This window comes from Flavobacterium bomense, from assembly GCF_003970355.1.
The window spans coordinates 165318-190364 of sequence record NZ_RYDJ01000003.1 but is presented as its reverse complement, the minus strand read 5'-3'; the positions used below and the strand labels follow the sequence as shown (position 1 = coordinate 190364).

The window sequence follows — 25047 nt, the reverse complement described above, 5'->3', positions numbered from 1 at the left end:
AAAATGTATCCGTACGGACAAGTCGTGACTTGTCCGTACTTTTAAGCAGTGCCAAAGTTACAAAGTTTTCAAATAGATAAAAATAAAAAAAGCCTTCCATCTCGAAGTATCGGGAGGAAGGCTTTACTATAATTAAAAACAAGCTTTTATTATTTAGCGTGTTTAGCATATTTCGTTTTAAATTTATCAATACGTCCTGCAGTATCGATAAGTTTAGATTTACCGGTGTAAAAAGGGTGAGAAGTTCTGGAGATCTCCATTTTTACAACTGGATATTCAACTCCGTCAACTGTTAACGTTTCTCTTGTATCTGCAGTAGATTTAGTGATAAAAACATCTTCATTTGACATGTCTTTAAAAGCAACTAATCTGTAATTTTCTGGGTGTACACCTTTTTTCATCTTGTTATTCTTTTTTATTTGTTTGGCTATAAGTCATTTTGAAGCTTTTCTTCTGACAGAAAAGGTATAAATGTATTATAACTTTTTGTTTTTACACTATTATTTTGAGTCTGCAAATTTACAATTTTTTTCCAATAAACAAATCTTTGTCTCACTTTTTTTATATAATCGTAAAAAGTGATTTTTAGTCCCGAATATATTGGGAATTGCTATATTTGTAGATTAATTCTAAAACAACACATAATGATCAACGAAATAATTAAAAAAAACGGTGTAACCTACGGTGTAATTGCAGGAGTACTATTATCATTGATAACTGCTGTTATGTACGCTATAGATATCAAATTATTCATCGCATGGTGGACTACCCTTTTAAGCTTCTCTGTTTTTATAATCGTTCCTATCATAATGCTGTCAAAAACAAAAAAGGAATTAAATGGCATTCTTTCTTTTAAAGAGGCCTTTACTACCTATTTTATATCAGCAGTGGTTGCCGTTCTTATTTCTGTTGTTTTTAAAATCATTTTATTTAATTTTATTGATCCTTCCGTAAAGGAGACTCTTTTAGACTTAACCATAAAATATTTAATTAGTACGTCTGAACAGTTTGGGGTTCCGGCATCCTCATTGAATGAAACCGTTTCAAAATTAAGAGAAACGGATCCGTATTCGATCGTTGAACAATTAAAAGGATCTGTTTTCGTACTCTTTTTTTGTGCCATATTAGGATTAATCATGGCAGCATTCTTTAAAAGTAACACTACACAAGAATAAAAGTAATGAATTTATCTATACTCATACCGCTTCTTAATGAAGAGGAATCCCTTAATGAACTCTACCGCTGGATTATCAAAGTGATGCAATCTCATAATTATTCTTATGAAATCCTTTTTCTGGATGATGGAAGCACGGATAATTCCTGGACACTTATCGAAGGATTTGCCCAAGAGAACCCTCATGTAAAGGGAGTTCGTTTCATGAAAAATTTTGGAAAATCACAAGCGTTGCATGCTGGTTTTGCAAAAGCGCAGGGTGATGTAATTATCACCATGGACGCCGATTTACAAGATAGCCCGGAGGAAATTCCAGGTTTGTACGATATGATCACCAATGGCAAATATGATTTGGTTTCCGGATGGAAAAAGAAACGCTACGACTCCGTAGTGGCAAAAAACCTTCCGTCTAAATTATTCAATTGGGCTGCCAGAAAAACCTCTGGTGTAGCATTGAATGATTTCAATTGCGGATTGAAAGCTTATAAAAATGTTGTGGTAAAAAATATCGAAGTTTCGGGTGAAATGCACCGCTACATTCCGGTTTTGGCAAAAAATGCCGGTTTTGGAAAAATTGGTGAAAAAGTAGTGCAACATCAAGCTAGAAAATACGGACAAACAAAATTTGGAATGGAACGTTTCATCAATGGTTTCCTGGATTTAATTACCATTTGGTTTCTTTCTCGTTTTGGAAAAAGACCGATGCATTTATTTGGCGCCATGGGATCGTTGATGTTTATCATTGGGTTTATGCTTGCCGGATATATTGGTGTTTCCAAATTATACCACATGTACAATGACATGCGCTATAGCCTGGTAACGAATAATCCTTGGTTTTATATTGCGCTAACGACAATGGTTTTGGGAACACAATTGTTTTTAGCTGGCTTTCTGGGCGAAATTATTTTGCGAACAAAAAACAATGAGGAACGCTATAAAATTTCGAAAGAACTGAATTAACGAGATCAATCTTTTTGTATAATTATTTTTTTTAAGGTCCCAAATTGTGACCTCAAACATTTAGAAGTTATAGAATTAAAAATTATACACAAAAAAATAGTGGAGATAAGAGAATTCAACGTGATGCTTGATTTTGGTTTAGCCTTGTTATACAATGTTGAAACACGCATTTTATAGCAAGTCGTACGAAGAAACCGCTCTCGATTCCCCAAAAATTTTATGTTTATGCTGACCGCAACTGAGACAAACTAACTGGTATCACAAGCTGTGACACCCTAAAAAAGCAATATTAGTGTTGCTTTGCCTTTTGCGTTTACAGAACAAGGGATCGCAATGCTCTTGATTGTCTAAAAAAAGCAATAGAAAATCAATTTGCTTTCGCCTGTTCGTCTTTCAGGCTCGAGTCTGGATATTTACAACGTATTAAATTATTTGGTAAATAAAGGTAATGCGGCTCAAAAGGATTCTGAACGAAATAGAATTGGGTACAAAAAATAATTTTTGAAAAAACGAGTACTAGCCCTGATAGCAATGGAAATCCTTTTTTGAGGTTTTTACCGAAAAAAAGATTGAAATGAATAGCAGGAAAAAGCTCCGAAAAATTTATAAAAATGGAAATTAAACGACACATTTTAGACGCCGTAAATGAATGGCTTACGCCAACATTTGATGCTGCGACTCAGGAAGCAATTACTGAATTGATGACTACATCACCAAAAGAGCTGGAGGAAAGTTTTTATAAAAACCTGGAATTTGGAACCGGCGGAATGCGCGGTGTCATGGGCGTAGGAAACAATCGGATCAATAAATATACGCTTGGGAAAAGCACGCAAGGTCTTTCGGATTATATGCACACTGTCTTTCCAAACCAGCCTTTGAAAGCGGTTATTGCTTATGATTGCCGTCATAATAGCGATACGTTGGCTAAGTTAGTTGCGGATGTTTTCAGTGCCAATGGGATTGAAGTGTACTTGTTCTCGGAGATGAGACCTACACCAGAATTGTCCTTTGCGGTGAAACATTTAGGTTGCCAGTGTGGCATTGTGCTTACGGCATCACACAATCCGCCGGAATATAACGGATACAAAGTGTACTGGCAAGATGGTGGACAAATTGTGCCACCGGAAGATGAAGGAATTATTACTGTCATTGAAAATTTAAATTACAATCAGATCAAGTTTACTGCCAATGAAGATTTGATTCATTATATAGATACGGAAATTGATACGGCTTTTATTCAATCGACGATCGAAAATGCTAGTTTTGGAACTTCGGCTGTAGCCAAAGAAAAGCTGAATATTGTATTTACTTCCTTGCACGGAACCTCTATAAAACTAGTTCCTGATACTTTGGCGCAAGCGGGGTATCCAAATGTGAATATCGTGGAAGAACAACGAGTACCCAATGGTGATTTCCCTACTGTGAAATCGCCAAATCCGGAGGAACCGGAAGCCTTGACCATGGCGTTAGCACTTGCCGATAAAGTAAATGCGGATATTGTTATTGGGACGGATCCTGATTGTGATCGTTTGGGAGTTGCTGTTAGAGACAATGAAGGTAAAATGACGTTGCTAAACGGGAATCAAACCATGATTTTGATGACTGCATTTTTATTGGAACAATGGAAAAAAGCAGGTAAAATTAACGGCAAACAATTTGTGGGCTCTACGATCGTTTCCACACCTATGATGATGGAATTAGCGACAAACTACGATGTAGAATGCAAAGTGGGTTTGACTGGTTTTAAATGGATTGCCAAAATGATTAAAGACTTTCCTGAATTGGAATTCATAGGTGGTGGTGAAGAAAGTTTTGGCTATATGGTGGGCGATGCGGTACGGGATAAAGATGCTGTTGCAGCTACTTTATTGATTTGCGAACTTGCAGCTCAGGCTAAAGCCAAAGGAAGTGCGGTGTACAAAGAATTATTAACACTCTATGTTGATAACGGATTTTATAAAGAACACTTGGTCTCGTTGACTAAAAAAGGAATGGATGGTTTACAGGAAATCAATCAGATGATGGTTGACATGAGGGAGAACCCACTGAAAGAGATCAACGGACAACGCGTGATTATTCTGGAAGATTACCAATCATCAATCGCTAAAAACCTTTTGGACGGATCCGAGTCTACAATGACCATTCCAAAATCGAACGTGTTGATTTATTACACGGAAGACGGGTCTAAAATTTGTGCCAGACCAAGCGGTACGGAACCAAAAATAAAATTCTACATCAGTGTAAATGCTGAACTATATTCAGTAGAAGATTTTCAGGAAGTAGAAACCGTATTGAACGAGAAAATTAAAAATATTATTATTGCAATGCAATTGAACTAATGGACAAAAATTTAATCAAATTAATTCCCTTTACAAAACCATACAAAACACATATTATCTGGAATGTGGTGTACAATATTTTGTATGCTTTATTTAGTACCATTTCAATGTTGACGCTGCTTCCAGTACTTCAGGTGCTTTTTGGCAAAGTCAAAACAGTAGAAAAAGAGCCAATATATACCGGAATAGGGAATATAAAAGACTACGGGACTGATCTTTTGTATTTTAAAATAACCGAATTAACAAAAGACAATAGTGCTCAGTTTGCGCTTTTATTAGTCGTTTCATTAGTAATTATTACATTTTTATTCAAAAATCTATTCAATTACCTCGCTTCGCATCACATCATGCACCTGAAAAATGGTGTGTTACGCGATTTACGAAAAACAATGTATGACAAAATAGTTGAATTGCCCATATCCTACTATTCAGAGAAAAGAAAAGGAGATATTATGGCGCGAATGCTGGGCGATGTCAATGAGGTTCAAAACTCTTTTTTCTCAATACTGGAACTTATCGTAAAAGAACCATTAACGATTGTTTTTGCAATAGTCACCATGTTTTTCATAAGCGTTGAACTAACGTTTTTCGTTTTGATCTTTATTCCGATTTCGGGATTTATCATTTCAAAAATCGCTAAAAACTTGAGAGCACAATCTTTACAGGCACAAAAAGAAAGTGGTTTTCTGATTTCAATAGTTGATGAAAGCCTAGGTGGTTTAAAAGTGATTAAAAGCTATAATGCCGAACCTAATTTTAAAAACCGATTCAACGATTCGGTAACCCGATTATTGAATTTATCCAATAGTATAGGCGACAAAAATAATTTGGCAACGCCATTGAGCGAATTTTTAGGAATTACGACTATTGCTGCCTTGCTATGGTATGGTGGAAACTTAGTCTTAATTGACAAAACCCTTGAAGGTGCCGCTTTTATTGTTTTTCTTACGCTGGCCTTCAACATTCTTACTCCTGCCAAAGCTATTTCGAAAGCATCGTATGCCGTGAAAAATGGTTTAGCCGCTGCAGAACGAGTTTTTGAAGTTTTAGAAGTCGAAAACGAAATCACTTCAAAAGAAAATGCAATCGAAAAAAACACTTTCGATTCCAATATCACAATCAAAAACATTAACTTTAAATACGAAAAAGAGAATGTGTTGAAAGACTTTACTCTTGAAGTAAAAAAGGGACAAACGGTGGCTCTTGTTGGGCAATCTGGAAGCGGAAAAAGCACCATTGCCAATTTGCTCACCCGTTTTTATGACACCAGTGAAGGCGAAATCACCATTGATGGAGTTAACATAAAAGATTTTAGTTTAAAATCGCTTCGGGACTTGATGGGCTTGGTTACGCAGGACAGCATCTTGTTTAATGATACGATCAAAGCCAATGTTGCCCTGGGAAAATTAGACGCAACCGATGAGGAAATTATCGAAGCGTTGAAAATTGCCAATGCCTATGAATTTGTAAAAGATTTACCGTTAGGGATTCACACGAACATTGGCGACAGCGGAAACAAACTTTCCGGAGGTCAAAAACAACGTTTATCGATTGCCAGAGCCGTTTTGAAAAATCCACCAATTATGATTCTGGATGAGGCCACATCAGCATTGGACACCGAAAGCGAAAAATTCGTTCAAGTCGCTTTAGAGAACATGATGCAAAACCGAACTTCGATTGTGATTGCGCACCGACTATCAACCATTCAAAAAGCGGATAAAATTGTGGTGATGCAAAAAGGAAAAATAGTAGAACAAGGAACACATGACGAATTAATTACTCTTGATGGAACCTATCATAAATTAGTGACGATGCAGTCATTCGAATAACACTTGCGTCTTATGATACGCTGATGAAATGAATTTGCGACAGTAAAAACATGATTTTGACAGATTTTTAAATCTTTAAATTAAAAATGTACATTAATAATCCAAACATAAATCTTCCCGAGGACCCCAATACTGTTGTTTGGAAATACCTCGATTTGTCTAAGTTTCTGGACTTGTTGTTGTCACAAAAGCTATTTATGTCCCGATCCGATAAATTTGAAGATCAATACGAAGGCACTTTTAGCGAGCCTACTTTTGAGGAAATAAAAAAACTTTCTATTGACAATCCTGACTTTTTAAACTACTATAAAACACATCGGGAAAAAGTAGCGATTAGCAGCTGGCACATCAACGAATATGAATCATTTGCTATGTGGCAAATTTTCACGCAAAACAGTGAAGGTTTAGCCATTCAATCTACGATTGGGCGTTTACAGCAAGCACTTGGTCCGGAAACAAATTTTAATCAATACATTGGGGAAGTAAATTATATTGATTACAAAAAAGAACACATCCCGTTTGATGATCTATTTTTTCCTTTTTTGTTCAAGCGAAAAAGTTTTCAATATGAAGGTGAAGTGCGCATCATCACGGACATTGGAGAAAGCGATATAAAAATTAATGATGGTTTAAAAATCAATGTAGACATCAATCAGTTAATTGAAAAAATATACATCCATCCCAAATCCGAAAACTGGTATAAAAACCTGGTCATTCAGTTAGTGAAACAACTGGGATTTAATTTTACCATTGAAAAATCAGACTTGGAAAGTGATATTTTGATCTAAAATCAGTGCTTCTAAACGGGCTCATACCCAATTATTTTCCACTCTTTATTGGACAAATCGATATAGTAATAATTCACGACATCTTTTTTATCAAATTCACCATTTTTATTAGTGTCTTCAACGGTCCTAAAATACAAACGATTTTTGGAACCGATCAATTTCCAATCGATCAATTCCTGAAAATCAGGTGACATCTTTGTGAACTTCTTGCCGCTAATCTCACTTAAATACAAGGCCTTAATATCGCTTGTGTCTAGTTTTCCATCTTTATTAGTATCCACATCGACCATCGTATAGACCATAATCTGGTTATTGGTTTTGTCAGCAACGGACTTCAAATACGTCGCTGTTTGAATCAAAACAGGTTTGTCTGTCAATTTCCTGATGGAATCCGAATCTACTTTTTGAAATTTTAAATTTTGCAAAAAACCGGTGATTTCAAATTCACCATAATTAGAAATCGTAAAACTTAAATCATTTACACTCGAAGATCCATATCGCGCTTTAGTTCCTCTTTCACGGATACTTAAATCGGCCACAGGATGAATCAAATAATCCGTCCCTTCCATTTGCAATGGTAAGTCAGCAATTTGTATTTGAGTAGAATCCACTCGGGCAATTACCTTTGCTTTGCTCGTTCCATCGTAAGTTACTTTAGGTTTTTCAACCTCTTCTTTACAACTGGTCAAAAGCAGAACGGCTATTCCTATAAGAGTGATCTGTATTTTTTTCATGATGCTGTGCTTTAAAATTCAAATATAATCATTTTTAAAAAATGACAATCGTATTCCGTTGTCGATTTATCTAATTAAAATAGAGTCCGACTTTTATCTAAAATACGACATATCGCATACTACTATAATTTAGCACTCAATTTCACGTTAAAAACTCTGGTAGTCATGTAATTAGGAATTGCATACTGATTTTTAGAATATACATCGCGAACCCAAGTATTCGTAATGGCATTTTGATTGTCAAAAAGATTAAAAATTTCCAATCCTACCGCCAACTCTTTAAAATCTTTAAACCAACCCGTATTCTTTTTTACTGTTGTGTTATCTATAAAAACTTTAGAAAAACCTACATCCACACGGCGGTAATCATTCAATCGGTTTTGGTATGCATAAGGATCTGCATAAGACGGCGAACCTCCCGGCAGTCCCGTATTATACACTAAATTCAAATACAATTTAATACTTGGAATATTGGGCATATAATCCTGAAACAACAGACCAAATTTTAATCTCTGGTCTGTTGGTCTTGCGATAAAACCCTGGTTATTGCTATTTTCCTCTGTTTTCAAATACCCAAAACTAAACCATGATTCGGTTCCGGGAACAAATTCCCCGTTTAACCGAATGTCTACTCCTTGCGCGTACGCTGTAGCATTATTATTAGTGGCATACCTAATGCGCACATTGTCAATCGTATAGGTATTTACATCCGACAGTGATTTGTAATACAACTCAGATATTAGTTTGAAAGGGCGATTCCACATCGTGAAACTAAAATCATTCCCAATCACAAAATGAATGGATTGTTGCGCCTTGGTATTGGGCTGCACCAGTGCATCTGCATTTCTCAGTTCCCTGTAAAACGGAGGTTGATGGTATAAACCTCCGGAAAGTCTAAAGATCATATCGAGCTGCCAATCCGGCTTTATGGCAAATTGTGCTCTGGGACTAATCGTTATTTGGGATTTACCAATTATAGTAGCACCTGATACTTCCCATTGATGCATCCGGACTCCGGCATTATACCAAACTTCACTCCTGCCAATAGTACTTTTCAAACTCCATTGGCCATAGCCTGAAAATCTATTGATCGAATTAAAATTAGTCGCACGAATGTCTTGGTAGGGCACTAACGGTCCTTTGTAAGGCGAGTAGGGCTGGTCGTTTTTAGGCAAATCAATAACAGGTGGATTCAACGAGAAACCGGCTGAATCGATTACCTCCCACTCTATAATTCGATCCCGGATGGATTCTCGTGTATACTTTATTCCCCATTCAAATTGGCTTTCTTTCCAATCCTGAAATCCTTTTATTTCCGTATTAACAATCAGTGCATCTAAGTCATTTCTGGCATGATTGAGCTGGGAGCCAATTCCTCTTGTAAAAGCGACTTCGCCATAGGTTTCAGAACCAATACTGGAATCCACTTCGCCTAAGCGATATTGGGCAAAAATATCAAAATATTCTTGTTCTAAAGTATGAAAAACAGAACCAATAAATTTCAACGTAAAATTATCCGAAACGTTAAAGGTTGTTTTCACCGCGCCAAAATACGTGTCGTACTGATCCTTTTCCTGTCCTTCATAGAAAACAGAAAGACGCATTGGATTATCTATAGTTCCAAAATTAGTTTGTCTGGTTAATGGTTGATACTGGTATTTGTTTTGGGAAATATTACCTAAAAAACTCCATTGCCATTTCGCCGAAGCATTATAATTTATATTGGTTTGAATATCTGCAAAGGAAGGCGTGAAATTTGTTTGTGTTTCCTGGCTATTCACCAGAAGACTGTTGTTGCGGTAGCGGACTCCCGTAACCGCAGACCATTTTTTATCTTTGGAAACCAAATCTACAGAAAGGCTTCCGCCAAGAAGACTCGCTTCAAGGCTTGCGCCAAATTTAATCGGTTTTCGATACGTAATATCTAAAACCGAGGATAATTTATCTCCAAACTTCGCTTGAAAACCACCCGCTGAAAAATCAACATTTTGCACTAAATCCGTATTGGTAAAACTCAACCCTTCTTGTTGCCCCGACCGAATTAGAAACGGACGATAGACTTCAATTTCATTCACATAAACTAAATTCTCATCGTAATTTCCCCCACGCACGGCGTATTGCGTACTCAATTCGTTATTTGAGTTTACTCCCGGCAATGTTTTCAAAATATTCTCGACACCGGCGTTAGTCCCAGGAATTTTTCGGATCATTTCTGGTTCAATTGTACTAATTCCCTGGATCTGTTTTCTGTTATTTGCCTTTATAATAACTTCTCCCATTTGCTCCTTCCGATTCGTCATTACAGGGTTGAACTCCCTTTCCTCTTTTGGTTCCAATACAAAAGTTACCGTTATTTTCTTCAGCGAAACATGTGTAAAAACAAGCGTAACTTGTTTATTCGCAGGAACTTTTAGCACATAAAATCCATTTTGATTGGAGCTTGTTCCACTACCGGAATACGAAACATTTACGCTTGCCACAGGCTGGTTGTTTTCATCCAAAATCACCCCTTTGATCCTAGCCGTTTGGGCTGCTGCAGTAAGGCTCAGAAGAAAAAAAAAGAATACAGGTAATAATCGATTCGTGCTCAAATGGTTTGGCTTTTATTATTTTTGACTTCTAAAAAAATGCGTTTCAAAGGTAGTTGAATTTCCTACATTATCCGTCACTACCACTTTTAAATCATTGGCGCCTTCAGCAACAATCCCATCACTAAAATAATGAGTAATTTTTCTGGTTTTATTATCATATTCAAACAATACCCATTTTCCGTTCAAATACCCATTGTATGATTTGATGCCTGACAAATCATCGGATATAGAAAGCTGAATCGTTTTTTGTGCACTGATCCATTTTCCTTCTACAGGTGCATTCATGGTGATTTTAGGAGCAACGGTATCAGAAACCAAAGCATATTTGCCCAAAATTTTGACTTTGGTGCTAAATACGTTGTCTTTTATGTATGTTGGATTGTAATTTGTAGCTTTTCCGTCGATTCTGCCAATAAACATTTTCTCTCTTTGCAGTTCCGTAGCTTTTGTGTCTTCAATAGAAACAGTAAAATTACTATGGGCAGGAACGGTGTCATCATGCAACCATAAAATGTCGTTTTTTACATCAAAATTCATATTAAAATCATCGTAAAATGTTCCCGCAGGAAAGAAAACTGACATGTTCTCTAAAGCAAAATTGCTATCTACGTTAGCGTTCACAAAATAATTTGACACCGCAGGTTCCGGGCTTATAACCGTTGGCAATAAATCATATTGAATAGGAATCGCTATTATTTTTTTGTTTCCAAAGAAATCCGACACTTCAATGCGATACAACGAAGCTAAATTTGGCGTTATTTGCAACACACCTTTATTTTCATCGGCTTGAATAATGCTCAAATTATACGGAGTTTTCATAAAAAGTTTCTGAACCCGTTGTTGCGTTTTTTTATATCTGGGATAATCAATCAAAGCATTAATGTAACGCATCTCATCAAAGGAATAGGTATTGAATTCATACCCAAAATTTGGCTTCCCATTATAAAAGGAGTGCACCTTGTACACTCCGTTAACATTAAACGAGACATCATCACTATCAGAAGCGGAAATACCAAAACCAATCACGCCATTTGCGGTTACTTTATCAGACAGGTAAGTCCCATCTTTTTGTAACGAAACATTGAGAGCTATTGGTCGTTTGGAATGGTTAACTGTTGTTTTTGAATCTAAAGGGTACACGTAAACGGCTGAAACAATTGGTTTTTTAGTGTCTTTTAAATATGTATCGTAGCCAAAAAGCATGGGATTGATTATGAACTCCGTTTTGGAATCTCGAAATTCAAAATGCAGATGAGGACCTTGAGAAGATCCTGTATTACCAGAAAAAGCGATAACATCCCCGTTTTGAACCTGCATTTCATCGGGTTTAAAAAACATTTCAATTTCAAAGGATTCCTCTTTATAATGGCTGTTTTTGATGTAGCTTTCAATAGCACCATTGGCCATTTTTAAATGCCCATAAACGGATGTAAAACCATTAGGATGATTGATATAAATTGTTTTTCCATTACCAAAAGTAGAAATTTTTATTCTGGACACATACCCATCGGCTACTGCATACACCTTGAAACCCTCCTTTTGCTGGGTTCTTAAATCAAATCCTGCATGAAAATGGTTGGGTCGCAATTCTCCAAAATTCCCTGACAATTGCATCGGGATGTCTAATGGAGACCTAAAATAATCTTTTGGATACTCCGCTTGCGCAAAAACAAAGTTGCAAAAAAATACTAAATAAAGAGAAAATTTCATTGTTTACATTTTTGCTAAGGTAAAAAAAAAGTATGCAAAAACAGTTCTAAAAAAAAACAGTTCCTAATCAATTGTTTAACTGTTATTTAACTAAATAAATGCAAAAAAAATAATAAAATATTGCAAAATTAAAAAGGAATACTAACTTTGTATGATTATGTAATGAATTAGAATATATAATGAGTGCAATTGCAGAAATTATTGATACTCTTGAAAATAAAGTTGAAAAACTTTTCATAAAAATGAAAAGTTTGGAACAAAACAATCAAGATTTAAGAAACGAATTAACAAAAACTGCATCTATAATACTAACTCAATCACAACAGATTGAGGCCTTAAAAACGCAGTATGAAACACTCAAAGTAGCGAATGCATTACTAGGCAGTGACGATAATAAAAGAGATACCAAGTTTAAAATAAATTCATTAATTCGCGAAATTGATTATTGTATAGCCCAGCTATCAGACTAATAAAAGATATGGACGAAAAGCTTAAAATTAAAATATCAATTGCAGACAGAGTCTACCCGTTAACGGTTGATCTTTCACAGGAAGAAGGACTGAGAAGTGCTTCAAAAAAAATTGATAAAATGATAAAGCAATTTGAAGAAAACTATGCCGTTCGTGATAAGCAGGATGTTTTAGCAATGTGTGCCCTGCAATTTGCCTCACAAACGGAACAAAAACAAATTGATAATGCAATTGATGGAGAAGAAACCATTGAAAGAATTAAAAAAATCAATGCGGTTTTAGATCAATATCTCGACAAATAAACGTTCTTTACAAAAACTAAGATACTGCCTACATTAGTTCACATTTGGTAAACTCAACACTAACAATTTAGAATGAGCAAATCATCACTACTAAAGCATGCCACGCCCCGGCGAGGAAACTTGAACAGTGAGTTAGCTCAAAACTTGTCTTTCCGAGTTTATTCAACACAACTAATGTAGGCTTTTTTATTTATAAATTTTAACAAACATGGACAACATATTAACGATTATTATTACGGGAATTATAGGTATTGCAGGCGGTTTTGCCATCGCAAAAATGATAGAAAAAAGCAATATCTCTAACTTGATTAAGAATTCAAAAAAAGAAGCCGCATCGATTCTTAAAGATGCCAATCTTGAAGCTGAAAATATAAAGAAGGATAAAATTCTTCAAGCGAAAGAAAAATTTATTGAATTAAAATCAGAACATGAGCAAGTGATCCTTTCTCGTGATAAAAAAGTCGCTGAAATAGAAAAAAGAGTTCGGGACAAAGAATCTCAAATTTCAAATGAATTATCAAAAGCTAAAAAAGTAAATGATGATTTTGAAGCAAAAACGGTAGAATACAACTCTAAAATAGACGTTTTAGACAAAAGACAGGCTGAAGTGGACAAACTTCATAAGAGTCAATTGCAACAATTGGAAGTAATCTCCGGCTTATCCGCAGAGGAAGCAAAAAATCAATTGATTGAAGGACTTAAAGCCGAGGCTAAAAGCAAAGCAATGTCTCACATACAAGACACGATTGAAGAGGCGAAACTTACAGCACAACAAGAGGCTAAGAAAATAATCATCAACACCATTCAAAGAGTTGGAACCGAAGAAGCAGTAGAAAATTGCGTTTCAGTATTCAACATTGAATCTGATGATGTAAAAGGACGAATCATAGGCCGTGAAGGTAGAAATATCCGTGCACTGGAAGCAGCTACAGGAGTAGAAATCATTGTAGATGACACCCCGGAGGCGATTATCCTTTCCTGTTTTGATCCGGTTCGAAGAGAAATTGCACGTTTGGCACTACATAAATTAGTGACTGACGGAAGAATTCACCCCGCTCGTATTGAAGAAGTAGTAGCAAAAACTGCCAAACAAATTGACGATGAAATTATAGAAGTGGGTAAACGTACCGTTATAGATTTAGGAATTCACGGATTACATCCTGAATTGATTAAAGTAGTAGGACGCATGAAATACCGTTCTTCTTACGGACAAAATTTATTGCAACACTCCCGGGAAGTTTCTAAACTATGTGGAATCATGGCAGCTGAACTTGGCTTAAACGTAAAACTGGCTAAAAGAGCTGGTTTATTGCACGATATTGGTAAAGTTCCAGATGCTGAAAGTGATTTACCACACGCTTTATTAGGAATGCAATGGGCTGAAAAATACGGTGAAAAAGAAGAGGTTTGTAATGCGATTGGTGCTCACCATGACGAGATAGAGATGAAATCATTACTATCCCCGATCATTCAGGTTTGTGATGCTATTTCAGGTGCAAGACCAGGAGCAAGAAGACAAGTCTTGGATTCTTATATACAACGTCTAAAAGATCTTGAGGAAGTAGCGTACGGCTTTAGCGGTGTGAAAAATGCTTATGCCATTCAAGCTGGTAGAGAACTTCGGGTTATCGTAGAGAGCGAAAAGGTTTCGGATGAAAATGCGGCTACCTTATCTTTTGATATTTCACAAAAAATTCAAACAGAAATGACCTATCCGGGCCAAGTTAAAGTAACCGTAATACGGGAAACAAGAGCTGTGAATATTGCTAAATAATTTATTCCCATTATAAGAAACAAAAAAACTTCTCCGTATGGAGAAGTTTTTTTTTGCACTGAAAATACGGTTTTTAAAAATTATTTATCTCTTGGTAATTTTCGTTTTAGGGAACATCAAAAACCATAATTACTTTTTATATCATTTAAATGCGATTATAATTTAGATTTTATTTTTATTCAAACATAAAAAAAGTATCAATTTTATAAAATTTCAACTAAACTAAACTAACCCGTTGGGTACAATTGTTCAAAACGTCAGTTCGAGTGTTTTTTGTAGAGTAAAACGGAACAAAACTTCTCGATACGCTTCGCACTCGAAGTGACGTGTATCGAGAATCGTTATTAATACTAATTTTCTAGTTCTCGATATAATCCCGCCTAAAAGCGGGATCACTCGAACTGACGAAAATTTTCATCAAAATCTAATTACAACCAACAGGTTAAGCTAATAAAAATATTACTTTCTTGGGTGAAAAGTATTTAGAACCTGAGTAAGAAATGTTCTTTCAAGGTGTACGTATATTTCCGTTGTGGTGATTGATTCATGACCAAGCATCAATTGTATTGCACGCAAATCAGCCCCGTTTTCTAAAAGGTGTGTGGCAAAAGAATGCCGCAGGGTATGTGGACTAATTGTTTTGTGCAACGCTATGACTGACGCTAAATTTTTGATTATCGTAAAAATCATGGCTCTTGTCAATTGGCTTCCCCTTCTATTTAAAAACAACGTATCTTCAAAACCTTTTTTTATATTCAGTTGATTTCGTTTTGTATCCCTGTAGATAATGATGAATTTTTGAGTATAATCCCCTACAGGTACAAAGCGCTGTTTGTTTCCTTTTCCGGTAACTTTTATAAAACCCTCTTCAAAAAACAAGTCGGACATTTTTAATGCCACTAATTCCGAAACCCGAAGCCCACAACCATAAAGGGTTTCCATCAAAGCGCGATTGCGTTCCCCTTCATTAGAGGTCAAATCAATGGCTGCAATAAGAGTATCGATCTCATCAACAGATAAAATATCTGGAAGTTTCCTGCCCGTTTTGGGTGTTTCTATAAGTTCTAATGGATTATCTGTTCGATAGTCCTCAAACATTAAATAACCAAAAAAACTTTTAAGACCAGAGATAATTCGGGCTTGTGAACGGGGATTCACTTCTTTTGAAACACTGTAAATAAACTGTTGAAGTATTTCTTCATCAATTTGAATGGGTGAAACTTCCATTTTATTTTCAGTCAAAAAAAGACACAATCGTTGTACATCAAACGAATAATTTTCTATTGTGTTGTGAGACAAACCGCGCTCAATTTTTAAGTACGATTGATACCTTTTTATGTAAGCAGTCCAATTCATAAACACAAAGTAACACTTTTATTCATTAAAAAACCTTCCAAATTGAGAGGCTTTTGAATGTAACTATGCAAACTTTAGAAATGCAATGCAAAACCCATATTAAATTGAAAATTTGAATCATAAAACGACTTGTTAACCGCATTATTGTAGCGAATACCTGGTTCCATACTTACATTTTTGCCAAGAAAAAAAGCGTATCCTGCTTGAAAACCAATGTAGGCAGGATTTGCATCTGTATCGCCAAAGCCTACACCATTATAGGAAATCTCGACCGGAATTTTACTTTTAAAATAATACTTCAATCCTAATTTATACGCAATTGGGTCCGTGAGAGTACTGACACCATCGTCGCCATAGCCTATCCCACTTTAATTGCTAAGTTATCTTTAATAAAATAACCCCCCTTCAACCCCTATATTATAGGCGGTAACACCATCAGATGTTTTAAAGTACAAAGAAGTATTGCCTACATTTTGCCCAAAACCTGTATTTGCTTCAATTAACCATTTTCCTTTAGAAACTTGATTTCCTTGTATTTGTACTTCATTTTCTTGAGCTTGAGCAACTAAAAAAGCAAAAAAGACAATACCGCACAGCATATTTTTTTTCATGTTGATTTGTTTTTATTGGAACGAAAGTAGATAACGCTAAATAATTTGTACGATTTTTATGAAAAAATTAACTTTTAAAATTGACAGTATTTTTCTTCACATAAAAAATATAATTATAAATTTATAAATACACAACGCACTCAATTGTAACATTTTAATCCAAACTAACCAAGAATAATAATTAAAAAAAAATAACTATTATTCCTATTAACAAAATGTGGACTAATTTTTGATTAGAGATAAGACAACAATAATAATCAAACAAAACAGTTTATAATACATGCTCTCATTAAATTAATTTAAAAAAAAATTATGAAAAAAATAATTCTAGTTGCAGTAGTTCTTCTTGCCGCGTCAGTAGACATGCAAGCACAATTGATCAAGTTTGGGTTTAAAGGGGGTTTAAATTACGCCAATCAATCAGGAACTGATATCACAGTAAACAGTAATAATTACAACACTGATGCGATTACCAGTTATCATGGGGGTTTAGTAGCTGAACTTAAATTGACAGATGGTTTTTCGATACAACCCGAATTATTGTATTCCACTCAGGGAGCAACGTATAAAAATGCTGTCGATGAGTTCAAAAATGAATTAGGGTATTTATCTATTCCTGTCATGGCTAAATTTCATTTCAACAAAACAGTAAGTTTAGATCTTGGACCACAAGCTTCATTCCTATTGAGTGAAAGAAATGAATTTGATGTAAAAAATGCAGAAACTTTTGAATTTGGAGTAGCCGGTGGTTTAACTCTAAATGTCACTAAACACATTTTCCTTCAAGGTCGTTATGTGTTAGGATTAACTGAAGCTTCAAAACAAGCAGAAGTTAAGAACTCTGTTCTTCAAATTTCCGCAGGATTCACATTCTAAAAAAATAAAAAATTAAATTTATTAAAACCGTTCTATAAAGTGGAACGGTTTTTTTATTTTTACAGAATCAGGAATTATAAAATGAGCGTATCGGAAATGTAATGAAAACCAGATAAGCCACATGGGAATTCGATATTCAAATAAAAAACAAATAGCAACTACTTATGAAAATTAGTATCATCAATGGACCGAACCTCAATCTTCTGGGTCAACGCGAGCCTTCAGTTTACGGAAATCAAACTTTTGAAGAATATTTCACTACTTTACAAATTAAATACCCAGCAATAGCATTTACTTATTTCCAAAGTAACATTGAAGGGGAATTAATTGATAAAATTCAGGAATTTGGTTTTTCATTTGATGGCATAATCCTAAATGCCGGAGCGTATACGCATACTTCTATAGGAATTGGCGATGCTGTAAAAGCCGTTACCACTCCAGTGGTTGAAGTTCATATTTCGAATACGTTTTCCCGTGAAAGTTTTAGACATCAATCCTATATTTCTGGAAATGCCAAAGGTGTTATTCTGGGTTTTGGTTTAAAGAGTTATGAGCTGGCGATTCAGTCATTTTTGTAGTATCAAAATAAAATAAGCCATTAGATAAATCTTTAACAAATAATTAATACGCTCTTTTGTAACTTCTTCTATTTTTGTGAAAGAAAAAACCTTCATGAAAAAATACTACTTTCTACTGCTTTTATTAGTTTCATTTGTCAGTACTGCACAAATTAAAGGAACCGTTTCGGACGAAAAAGGAAATCCCTTGCCTTTTGTGACTATTTTTCAGGAGGACACCTATAATGGAACCACTTCAAACGAGCAAGGAAACTATGAATTCAACTTAAAGAAAAAGGAAAAACAAACAGTTGTCTTTCAATTTTTAGGTTTTAAAACCCAGAAAGTACTTATACAAACAGACAAACTCCCTTATTCGTTGCACATCAAAATGATCGAAGAAAGTTTCTCGCTGAACGAAGTAATCATCAACAAAAAAAACAATCCAGCTTTAGCGATAATAAAAAGTGCCATTGCCAGCAGAAAACAAAACACCAAAAAAACAAATCGATTCAATGCTGATTTTTATTCTCGCGGTATTTTTAAACTGAAAAATGCCCCAAAAAAAATATTAGGCCAAAAAATTGGTGATCTTGATGGCGCACTGGATTCTACCGGAACCGGAATTATTTCCTTATCTGAAACGTTTTCAAAAATAGCATTTGAGAAACCCAATAACTTAAAAGAAGTAGTTACTGCCTCAAAAGTAAGTGGCAGAGACAATGGCTACAGCTACAATACGGCTACATCTTCATTCTACGATTTTTATGACAACACCATCGATTTTAGTGTCCAAATGATTTCTCCAATAGCGAACAACGCGTTCAACTACTATAATTACACCTTAGAAAGCACTTTTTTTGACGAGAATACAAACATGATCAACAAAATAAAAGTGATTGCAAAGCGCGACAGTGAACCCGTTTTTGAAGGGTACATTTATATAGTGGAAGACTCCTGGGCGATTTACGCCGTTGATCTGGATATAAAAGGCTACCGAATAAAAGAAGAATTTCTGGATGTGATGACCTTAAAACAAAATTTCAGTTACAACAACAGCAATAAAATCTGGGCCAAAAATACCCAAAGTCTCGAAATCACAGCAGGTGCTTTTGGGATAAAATTTACCGGAAAATACAATTACGTGTATAGCAATTATGAATTCATAAATGCTTTTGCACCCAAAACATTTACAAATGAAATTACGAGAATCGAAATAAATGCCAATAAAAAAGACAGCTTATTCTGGAATACCAACAGACCCATTCCGTTAACAAATGAAGAAAGCATGGATTATTTTAGAAAAGACAGCATTTACAAGGTCCGAAATTCCGAAAAATACCTGGATTCAGTAGACACAAAAGAGAACAAGTTCAAAATCTTGAAGCTACTGAGCGGCTACACCTATAAAAACAGTGGCAAAAAACACAGTTTTAGTTATGAAGGATTATTAAATCTTGGTTCATTGAGTTTCAATACGGTGCAAGGATATAATTTTGACTCAGGATTTAAATACACCAACTGGAAAAATCAGGAAAGTAAAGGAATCTATACTTCCATAAGTACAAAACTCAATTACGGTTTTGCCGAAGATCGTTTGCGTGTCACTGGACAATTTATCCACCGGTTCAACAATCAGAATTATGCCACTTTATATATGACAGGAGGCAGTTCTGTAAAGCAATTTAATCCGAATGAACCCATCAGTAAAATAATAAACACGATCAGTTCCCTAGCATTCAAGAACAATTTTATGAAGTTGTATAATCTGGAATCAGCGGCAATTGGCTACAGCCAAGATGTTGCAAATGGCGTGAATCTCAATGGAAAGATAGAATACCAGCAACGCAAACCAGTATTCAACAATACGGATTTTTCTTTTTTTAACAAGGACGATTTATACACTTCGAATAATCCGTTGGCACCAAATGATTTCACCACTCCCAATTTTGAAAAACATCATTTAACGAAAATTAATTTACTTGCAAAAATCAATTTTGGAAACAAATATTCCTCCCGTCCCGATGGAAAATTTAACATCCGAAATGAAAAATATCCAACTCTTTATTTAGGCTATGAAAAAGCAATTGCGGCTAATGAAAAGAAGTATGAGTTTGACCATTTCAATAGCCGATTAACGTATGATTTGACATTGAAAAATAAAGGTGTTTTAGGGTTGAATCTAAAAGCGGGAAAGTTTCTGAATGCAGATAACATTGCTTTTATAGATTACAAGCATTTTAATGGCAATCAAACCCACATTGGGCAGTCAGCGCGCTATTTGAATGTATTTAACTTACTGCCGTATTACTCTAACAGTACGAATGACAGCTATTTTGAAGTGCATACGGAATACAACGACAAAGGCTATATCATGAATAAAATACCTTTATTGAACAAACTAAAATCAACTTTGACACTGGGTGCTCACGCGCTGTCTACGCCAAACAACAAACCTTATACTGAAATTACAGTTGGGTTAGACAATTTAGGTTTTGGTAAATTTAAAATGCTCCGTATCGATTATGTTCGTTCGTACCAAAATGGATTTCAAGGAGACGGCGTAGTATTTGGGCTCAAATTTTTGAATATATTGGAGTAAAAAAGAATCTATTTGTCAGTTGCAGTACAGTCGGAAAATATAACGGCATCTCGACTGCGCTCGATGTGACAAAAACATAACGAATTAAAAAAAGGCACTCGAAAATAGTTTTGGTGTCTTTTTTAGTTTTATCATACACCACAATATTAATCATTTGGTTCCACATGAATCAACACCTGTCCCAATTCCGGAATTTCCTCTAGCAAAGTATCCTTTAGTTTATGAGCCAGATCGTGTCCTTCTTTCACGGTAATATTTGAATCGACAGTAGCATGCAAATCTACATGATATTGCATGCCGGCTTTTCGAATAAAACATTTCTCGGTATCGATAATTCCGTCAACCTGAATGGAAACCATTCGGATTTGAGCTATTAAATCGTCGTATAAATGTTCGTCCATTATTTCGCCCAAAGCGGGTCTAAAAATAAGGTAACTGTTATAAAGTATGAATCCCGAAGCAAAAAGTGCAGCCCAATCATCCGCAGATTCGTAACCATCCCCTAAAATCAAGGCAATCGAAATTCCAACAAATGCCGCCACAGAAGTTATGGCATCACTGCGATGGTGCCAAGCATCAGCTCGTAGTGAGGAACTATTGGTTTGAATGCTTCTTTTCATCACCAGTCGAAACGAATATTCTTTCCAAATAATAATTGCAGCCAGAACGAGTAATGTCCATGGTTTTGGTAATTGATGTGGCGTTCCAATATTTACAATACTTTCATAGGCAATAATTGTGGCCGAAGTAATCAAAAAACCTACCACCAGAAAAGTAATCAAAGGTTCTGCTCTACCATGTCCGTACGGATGATTTTTATCCGCTGGCCTGTTGGAATATTTAATTCCGAACAACACCAAAAAAGAAGCAAAAATATCAGTCGTTGATTCAATTGCGTCTGCAATTAGTGCATACGAATTTCCGAAAAAACCGGCCAACCCTTTAATAATAGCCAGGCAAGTATTCCCTATAATGCTAAAATAAGTCGCCTTGATCGCTGTTTGTTCGCTTGACATGCGCTTTGTTTAAAGATGAAATAAAAGTAAAATCGTTTAAGTAAACCGAATTGAATTTTAGATTTAAATTCTTTCTGGCTTACTTAAACGAAAATTTTTATGATTTATGTTATTTATGCACGTACAATATTTGCACCAATAGCTCTCAATCGTTCGTCAATACGTTCGTATCCTCTGTCGATTTGTTCAATGTTTTGAATTGTACTCGTTCCTTTTGCGGAAAGCGCAGCAATCAATAATGAAATTCCCGCACGAATATCCGGTGATGACATTGTGGTGGCTTTGAGCTGCGATTTGAAATCATGTCCCATCACAACTGCTCTATGCGGATCGCACAACATAATTTTTGCTCCCATATCAATCAGTTTATCCACAAAGAACAATCTGCTTTCAAACATTTTTTGGTGAATCAAAACATCACCTCTTGCCTGAGTGGCAACTACAAGCACGATACTCAATAAATCCGGAGTAAATCCGGGCCAAGGTGCATCAGCAATTGTCAAAATAGAACCGTCAATATCTGTTTTTACTTCATATCCATCTACGTGAGCAGGAATGTATATATCATCGCCACGACGTTCCAGCGTAATTCCAAGTTTTCTAAAGGTCGTAGGAATAACACCAAGGTTGTCCCAGCTGACATTTTTTATTGTAATCTCTGATTTTGTCATTGCAGCCAGGCCAATCCAGCTCCCAATTTCAATCATATCTGGAAGAATTCTATGCTCGCAACCACCTAAACTTTCAACTCCTTCAATAGTCAATAAGTTAGACCCAACTCCAGTTATTTTAGCTCCCATAGAGTTCAACATCTTACACAATTGTTGCAAGTAAGGTTCACAAGCTGCATTATACACTGTTGTTTTTCCTTTGGCCAAAACGGCAGCCATAACAATATTTGCGGTTCCGGTTACGGAGGCTTCGTCTAATAACATATCGGCCCCTTTTAATCCTTTTGGTGCTTCAACGCCATAAAAATGATCTTCTCTGTTGTAACGAAATTTAGCGCCCAGATTGATGAATCCTTCAAAATGCGTATCCAATCTTCGGCGGCCTATTTTATCACCACCTGGTTTTGGGATATATCCTTTTCCAAATCGTGCCAAAAGTGGTCCAACAATCATAATAGAACCTCTTAAAGAACCGCCTTCTTTCTTGAATGCTTCGGTTTCCAGATACTCTATATTCACTTCATCAGCTTGAAAAGTATACGAGCCTGATCCATTTTTTTGAATTTTTACTCCTAAATTTCCTAGAAGCGTAATTAGTTTATTGATGTCAATAATATCAGGAATATTATTGATAATTACTTTTTCAGGTGTTAAAAGAACGGCACATAAAATTTGCAACGCTTCATTTTTTGCCCCTTGTGGCGTGATTTCTCCTTTTAGACTGATGCCACCTTCTATTTTGAAAATTCCCATTTTTTACAGTTATGAGTTATAAATTATTAGTTATGAGTTAAAAAGTTACGAGCTAAAAGTAATAGAACAAAATTCAAAACTTATAACTCCAATTTATAACTGACTTACAAAGGTTTCCTATTTTGGTTCTTGTGAATCGGATTTGGTTTTCCTGTTTTTGTATTCTTATTGCTAAGAATTTTGGGTTGTCCTACCGGCAATATTTTATTCGAAACCCGCTTATTGGTTCGTAATAAATCAGTGGTATTTAATAATTCCTCTGAACTTTGAATCAAATTCAACTTGCCATCGGAGAGTTCAAATAAATGTTCAAAAATGACATCATCTTTTACTGTGTCTTTGTTCCAACTCAAATATGATTTTTTCATGTGATTGGCAATTACTTTCACCAAGGCACTTTTCATATCGCCATCTTCCCATTTATTGGCCACGTCAATCATGTATTTTATGTTGTTGCCGTAATACCTGTATTTAGGAAAATTCTGAGGATAACTCAACACATCCGGTTTCAGCTGCAAGACTTCGCGAGATGGAGTTGGGTAGGGCGAATCCGCCACTAGTTTAAAATCAGACATTATGAAAATTTGATCCCATAATTTGTGCTGAAAATCAGGAACATCACGCAAATGCGGATTCAAGCTACCCATGACCTGAATAATGTATTTTGCCGCTTTATTGCGTTCTACATCATCTTCAATTTTAGTTGCCTGATCAATTAATTTTTGCAAATGACGCCCGTACTCCGGAATAATCAAATGCGATCGCTCTGCATTGTATTCCAAATGATGCACTACATCGTTCGCATTTTCTTTACTATATTTTGAATTCATATTTGAATGTATATTTTTTTGATTTACGTGTTTTCTTTTTCGAATAGTGGAATCATTCGAACACCCATCCCAATTTTTTTATATCTAAAGAGAAACAATGCCTTTTATTGTAGAGACTTCTAGGTATTTATCTACTATTTCTTGTGCATCTTTCACAGTCACATCAACAGATATACTGGTAAATTTGCCAGTCTTGGATTTTGTGGTTTTGATAACCGCTCCCATGCAATCAAAAGCCAACTCAACGCGTTCTACATTATCACTTTCTGTTGGCACAATAAATTTAAATAAATATTCTGCTGGCCATGTATTGCTCATATCCAACTCTACTTTTAATCTATCGTAAAATTCTTCCGTCTTCTTATCCATTTTTTATTTAAAAATAAAGGCAAATATACGGTTTCAAACGTGAATTATGAATTTTGAAATATGATTTTTTGTCTAATCGCACTTTAACCGCAATGATTTTTTCAAATCCCAATAAGTTTAAGTAAATTTGCCCCTTATTTTTTAAAAGTGCAGAAAGAAATTATAGTTATCATTGGCGGTCCAGGAACCGGTAAAACTACTATCATCGATGGATTGATAGCTCAGGGACATTGTTGTTATCCCGAAATTTCCCGGGAAGTAACATTGGAAGCAAAAAAACAAGGAATCGAGCAATTATTCCTAGAAAAACCACTGTTATTCAGCGAATTGCTTCTTGAAGGAAGAAAAAAACAATTTCAAAATGCTTCTAAAGAAATCCACGATATTGTATTTATAGACAGAGGAATTCCGGATGTTTTGGCCTATATGCATTACATAGGCGATAGTTATCCTGCTACTTTTGATACGGCTTGCCGCGAACACACCTACTCAAAAATATTCATACTCCCACCTTGGGAAGAAATTTATATCAGCGACCACGAACGTTATGAAAACTTCGAACAAGCGAAACTCATCTACAATCATCTCACTGAAACCTATGAAAATTATGGGTACAAACTCATAGAAGTTCCAAAAGATACGATGGATAACCGAATTCTTTTTATCTTAGATGAAATTTCCAGATAGTCTGCAGGTTTAGGATCTATGCTTTGGACTGTTTTTCAATGAAATGAA

The 25047-nt window shown here is 35.4% G+C and carries 23 protein-coding genes; 12 read left to right on the top strand and 11 right to left on the bottom strand.

What is annotated here, in order from left to right; translation table 11 throughout:
• Positions 1 to 149 precede the first annotated feature (149 nt).
• On the bottom strand, positions 150 to 401 hold the full coding sequence (locus tag EKL98_RS04870; protein WP_126454388.1) for a type B 50S ribosomal protein L31: 252 nt from the start codon (positions 399 to 401) through the stop codon (positions 150 to 152).
• A gap of 243 nt (positions 402 to 644) precedes the next feature.
• Here EKL98_RS04870 and EKL98_RS04865 point away from each other — a divergent pair, with 243 nt between their 5' ends.
• The 5 genes from EKL98_RS04865 (at position 645) to EKL98_RS04845 (ending at position 7090) form a co-directional block, all read left to right on the top strand.
• Positions 645 to 1175, top strand: a complete 531-nt coding sequence (locus tag EKL98_RS04865; RefSeq protein ID WP_126463204.1) for a DUF4199 domain-containing protein — start codon at positions 645 to 647, stop codon at positions 1173 to 1175.
• A gap of 5 nt (positions 1176 to 1180) precedes the next feature.
• Positions 1181 to 2134 carry a glycosyltransferase family 2 protein gene (locus tag EKL98_RS04860; RefSeq protein WP_126463202.1) on the top strand — a complete coding sequence of 318 codons (954 nt, stop codon included), beginning with the start codon at positions 1181 to 1183 and terminating at the stop codon, positions 2132 to 2134.
• 611 nt (positions 2135 to 2745) lie between these two features.
• Entirely contained in the window at positions 2746 to 4473 is a 1728-nt protein-coding gene (locus EKL98_RS04855) for a phospho-sugar mutase (RefSeq protein WP_126561680.1), read from the top strand.
• Positions 4473 to 6302, top strand: a complete 1830-nt coding sequence (locus EKL98_RS04850) for an ABC transporter ATP-binding protein (RefSeq protein ID WP_126561679.1) — start codon at positions 4473 to 4475, stop codon at positions 6300 to 6302. Before EKL98_RS04855 ends, EKL98_RS04850 begins: the two co-directional genes overlap by 1 nt.
• Positions 6303 to 6388: 86 nt before the next feature.
• On the top strand, positions 6389 to 7090 hold the full coding sequence (locus EKL98_RS04845) for a hypothetical protein (protein WP_126555863.1): 702 nt from the start codon (positions 6389 to 6391) through the stop codon (positions 7088 to 7090).
• An 11-nt stretch (positions 7091 to 7101) separates the two neighbouring features.
• On the opposite strand, the gene EKL98_RS04840 is transcribed toward EKL98_RS04845, so the two are convergent.
• The 3 genes from EKL98_RS04840 to EKL98_RS04830 form a co-directional block, all read right to left on the bottom strand.
• Complete coding sequence (locus tag EKL98_RS04840; protein ID WP_126463194.1) at positions 7102 to 7824, bottom strand: hypothetical protein; 723 nt, start codon at positions 7822 to 7824, stop codon at positions 7102 to 7104.
• A gap of 122 nt (positions 7825 to 7946) precedes the next feature.
• Positions 7947 to 10415, bottom strand: a complete 2469-nt coding sequence (locus EKL98_RS04835) for a TonB-dependent receptor (protein ID WP_233589361.1) — start codon at positions 10413 to 10415, stop codon at positions 7947 to 7949.
• A gap of 15 nt (positions 10416 to 10430) precedes the next feature.
• Complete coding sequence (locus EKL98_RS04830) at positions 10431 to 12125, bottom strand: M23 family metallopeptidase (RefSeq protein ID WP_126561678.1); 1695 nt, start codon at positions 12123 to 12125, stop codon at positions 10431 to 10433.
• Between the two features lie 179 nt (positions 12126 to 12304).
• Here EKL98_RS04830 and EKL98_RS04825 point away from each other — a divergent pair, with 179 nt between their 5' ends.
• The 3 genes from EKL98_RS04825 to rny all read left to right on the top strand — a co-directional run bounded on the left by EKL98_RS04825 (position 12305) and on the right by rny (position 14671).
• Complete coding sequence (locus tag EKL98_RS04825) at positions 12305 to 12595, top strand: hypothetical protein (protein ID WP_126463190.1); 291 nt, start codon at positions 12305 to 12307, stop codon at positions 12593 to 12595.
• 8 nt (positions 12596 to 12603) lie between these two features.
• A complete protein-coding gene (locus EKL98_RS04820; RefSeq protein WP_126463188.1) occupies positions 12604 to 12897 on the top strand; it encodes a cell division protein ZapA in 294 nt (97 codons plus the stop codon).
• Between the two features lie 208 nt (positions 12898 to 13105).
• Positions 13106 to 14671, top strand: a complete 1566-nt coding sequence (gene rny / locus EKL98_RS04815; RefSeq protein WP_126561677.1) for a ribonuclease Y — start codon at positions 13106 to 13108, stop codon at positions 14669 to 14671.
• A 459-nt stretch (positions 14672 to 15130) separates the two neighbouring features.
• Here rny and EKL98_RS04810 read toward each other — a convergent pair whose 3' ends face one another.
• From EKL98_RS04810 to EKL98_RS04800, 3 genes are all read right to left on the bottom strand, one after another.
• Positions 15131 to 16027, bottom strand: a complete 897-nt coding sequence (locus EKL98_RS04810) for a site-specific tyrosine recombinase (RefSeq protein WP_126561676.1) — start codon at positions 16025 to 16027, stop codon at positions 15131 to 15133.
• 74 nt (positions 16028 to 16101) lie between these two features.
• Positions 16102 to 16329, bottom strand: coding sequence for a hypothetical protein (locus tag EKL98_RS04805; RefSeq protein ID WP_126561675.1), 228 nt, complete (start codon positions 16327 to 16329; stop codon positions 16102 to 16104).
• An 84-nt stretch (positions 16330 to 16413) separates the two neighbouring features.
• Positions 16414 to 16638, bottom strand: a complete 225-nt coding sequence (locus EKL98_RS04800) for a hypothetical protein (protein ID WP_126561674.1) — start codon at positions 16636 to 16638, stop codon at positions 16414 to 16416.
• Between the two features lie 312 nt (positions 16639 to 16950).
• Here EKL98_RS04800 and EKL98_RS04795 point away from each other — a divergent pair, with 312 nt between their 5' ends.
• The 3 genes from EKL98_RS04795 to EKL98_RS04785 all read left to right on the top strand — a co-directional run bounded on the left by EKL98_RS04795 (position 16951) and on the right by EKL98_RS04785 (position 20673).
• Positions 16951 to 17514, top strand: coding sequence for a porin family protein (locus EKL98_RS04795; RefSeq protein ID WP_126561673.1), 564 nt, complete (start codon positions 16951 to 16953; stop codon positions 17512 to 17514).
• 164 nt (positions 17515 to 17678) lie between these two features.
• Entirely contained in the window at positions 17679 to 18092 is a 414-nt protein-coding gene (gene aroQ, locus EKL98_RS04790) for a type II 3-dehydroquinate dehydratase (protein ID WP_126561672.1), read from the top strand.
• Between the two features lie 94 nt (positions 18093 to 18186).
• A complete protein-coding gene (locus EKL98_RS04785) occupies positions 18187 to 20673 on the top strand; it encodes a DUF5686 and carboxypeptidase regulatory-like domain-containing protein (RefSeq protein ID WP_126561671.1) in 2487 nt (828 codons plus the stop codon).
• A gap of 146 nt (positions 20674 to 20819) precedes the next feature.
• Here the strand turns inward: EKL98_RS04785 and EKL98_RS04780 are convergent, their stop codons facing one another.
• The 4 genes from EKL98_RS04780 to EKL98_RS04765 form a co-directional block, all read right to left on the bottom strand.
• On the bottom strand, positions 20820 to 21689 hold the full coding sequence (locus EKL98_RS04780; protein WP_126555878.1) for a cation diffusion facilitator family transporter: 870 nt from the start codon (positions 21687 to 21689) through the stop codon (positions 20820 to 20822).
• A gap of 113 nt (positions 21690 to 21802) precedes the next feature.
• Positions 21803 to 23113: a UDP-N-acetylglucosamine 1-carboxyvinyltransferase gene (gene murA / locus EKL98_RS04775; RefSeq protein WP_126463175.1), complete on the bottom strand. Its 1311-nt coding sequence runs from the start codon at positions 23111 to 23113 to the stop codon at positions 21803 to 21805.
• Positions 23114 to 23217: 104 nt separating this feature from the next.
• Positions 23218 to 23943 (bottom strand): DUF4290 domain-containing protein, encoded by a 726-nt coding sequence (locus tag EKL98_RS04770; protein WP_126463173.1) that lies wholly within the window; start codon positions 23941 to 23943, stop codon positions 23218 to 23220.
• An 84-nt stretch (positions 23944 to 24027) separates the two neighbouring features.
• Positions 24028 to 24312 (bottom strand): DUF493 family protein, encoded by a 285-nt coding sequence (locus EKL98_RS04765; RefSeq protein ID WP_126463171.1) that lies wholly within the window; start codon positions 24310 to 24312, stop codon positions 24028 to 24030.
• A gap of 147 nt (positions 24313 to 24459) precedes the next feature.
• On the opposite strand from EKL98_RS04765, the gene EKL98_RS04760 reads away from it, so the two are divergent.
• Positions 24460 to 24999: an AAA family ATPase gene (locus EKL98_RS04760; protein WP_126463169.1), complete on the top strand. Its 540-nt coding sequence runs from the start codon at positions 24460 to 24462 to the stop codon at positions 24997 to 24999.
• Positions 25000 to 25047: the final 48 nt, after the last annotated feature.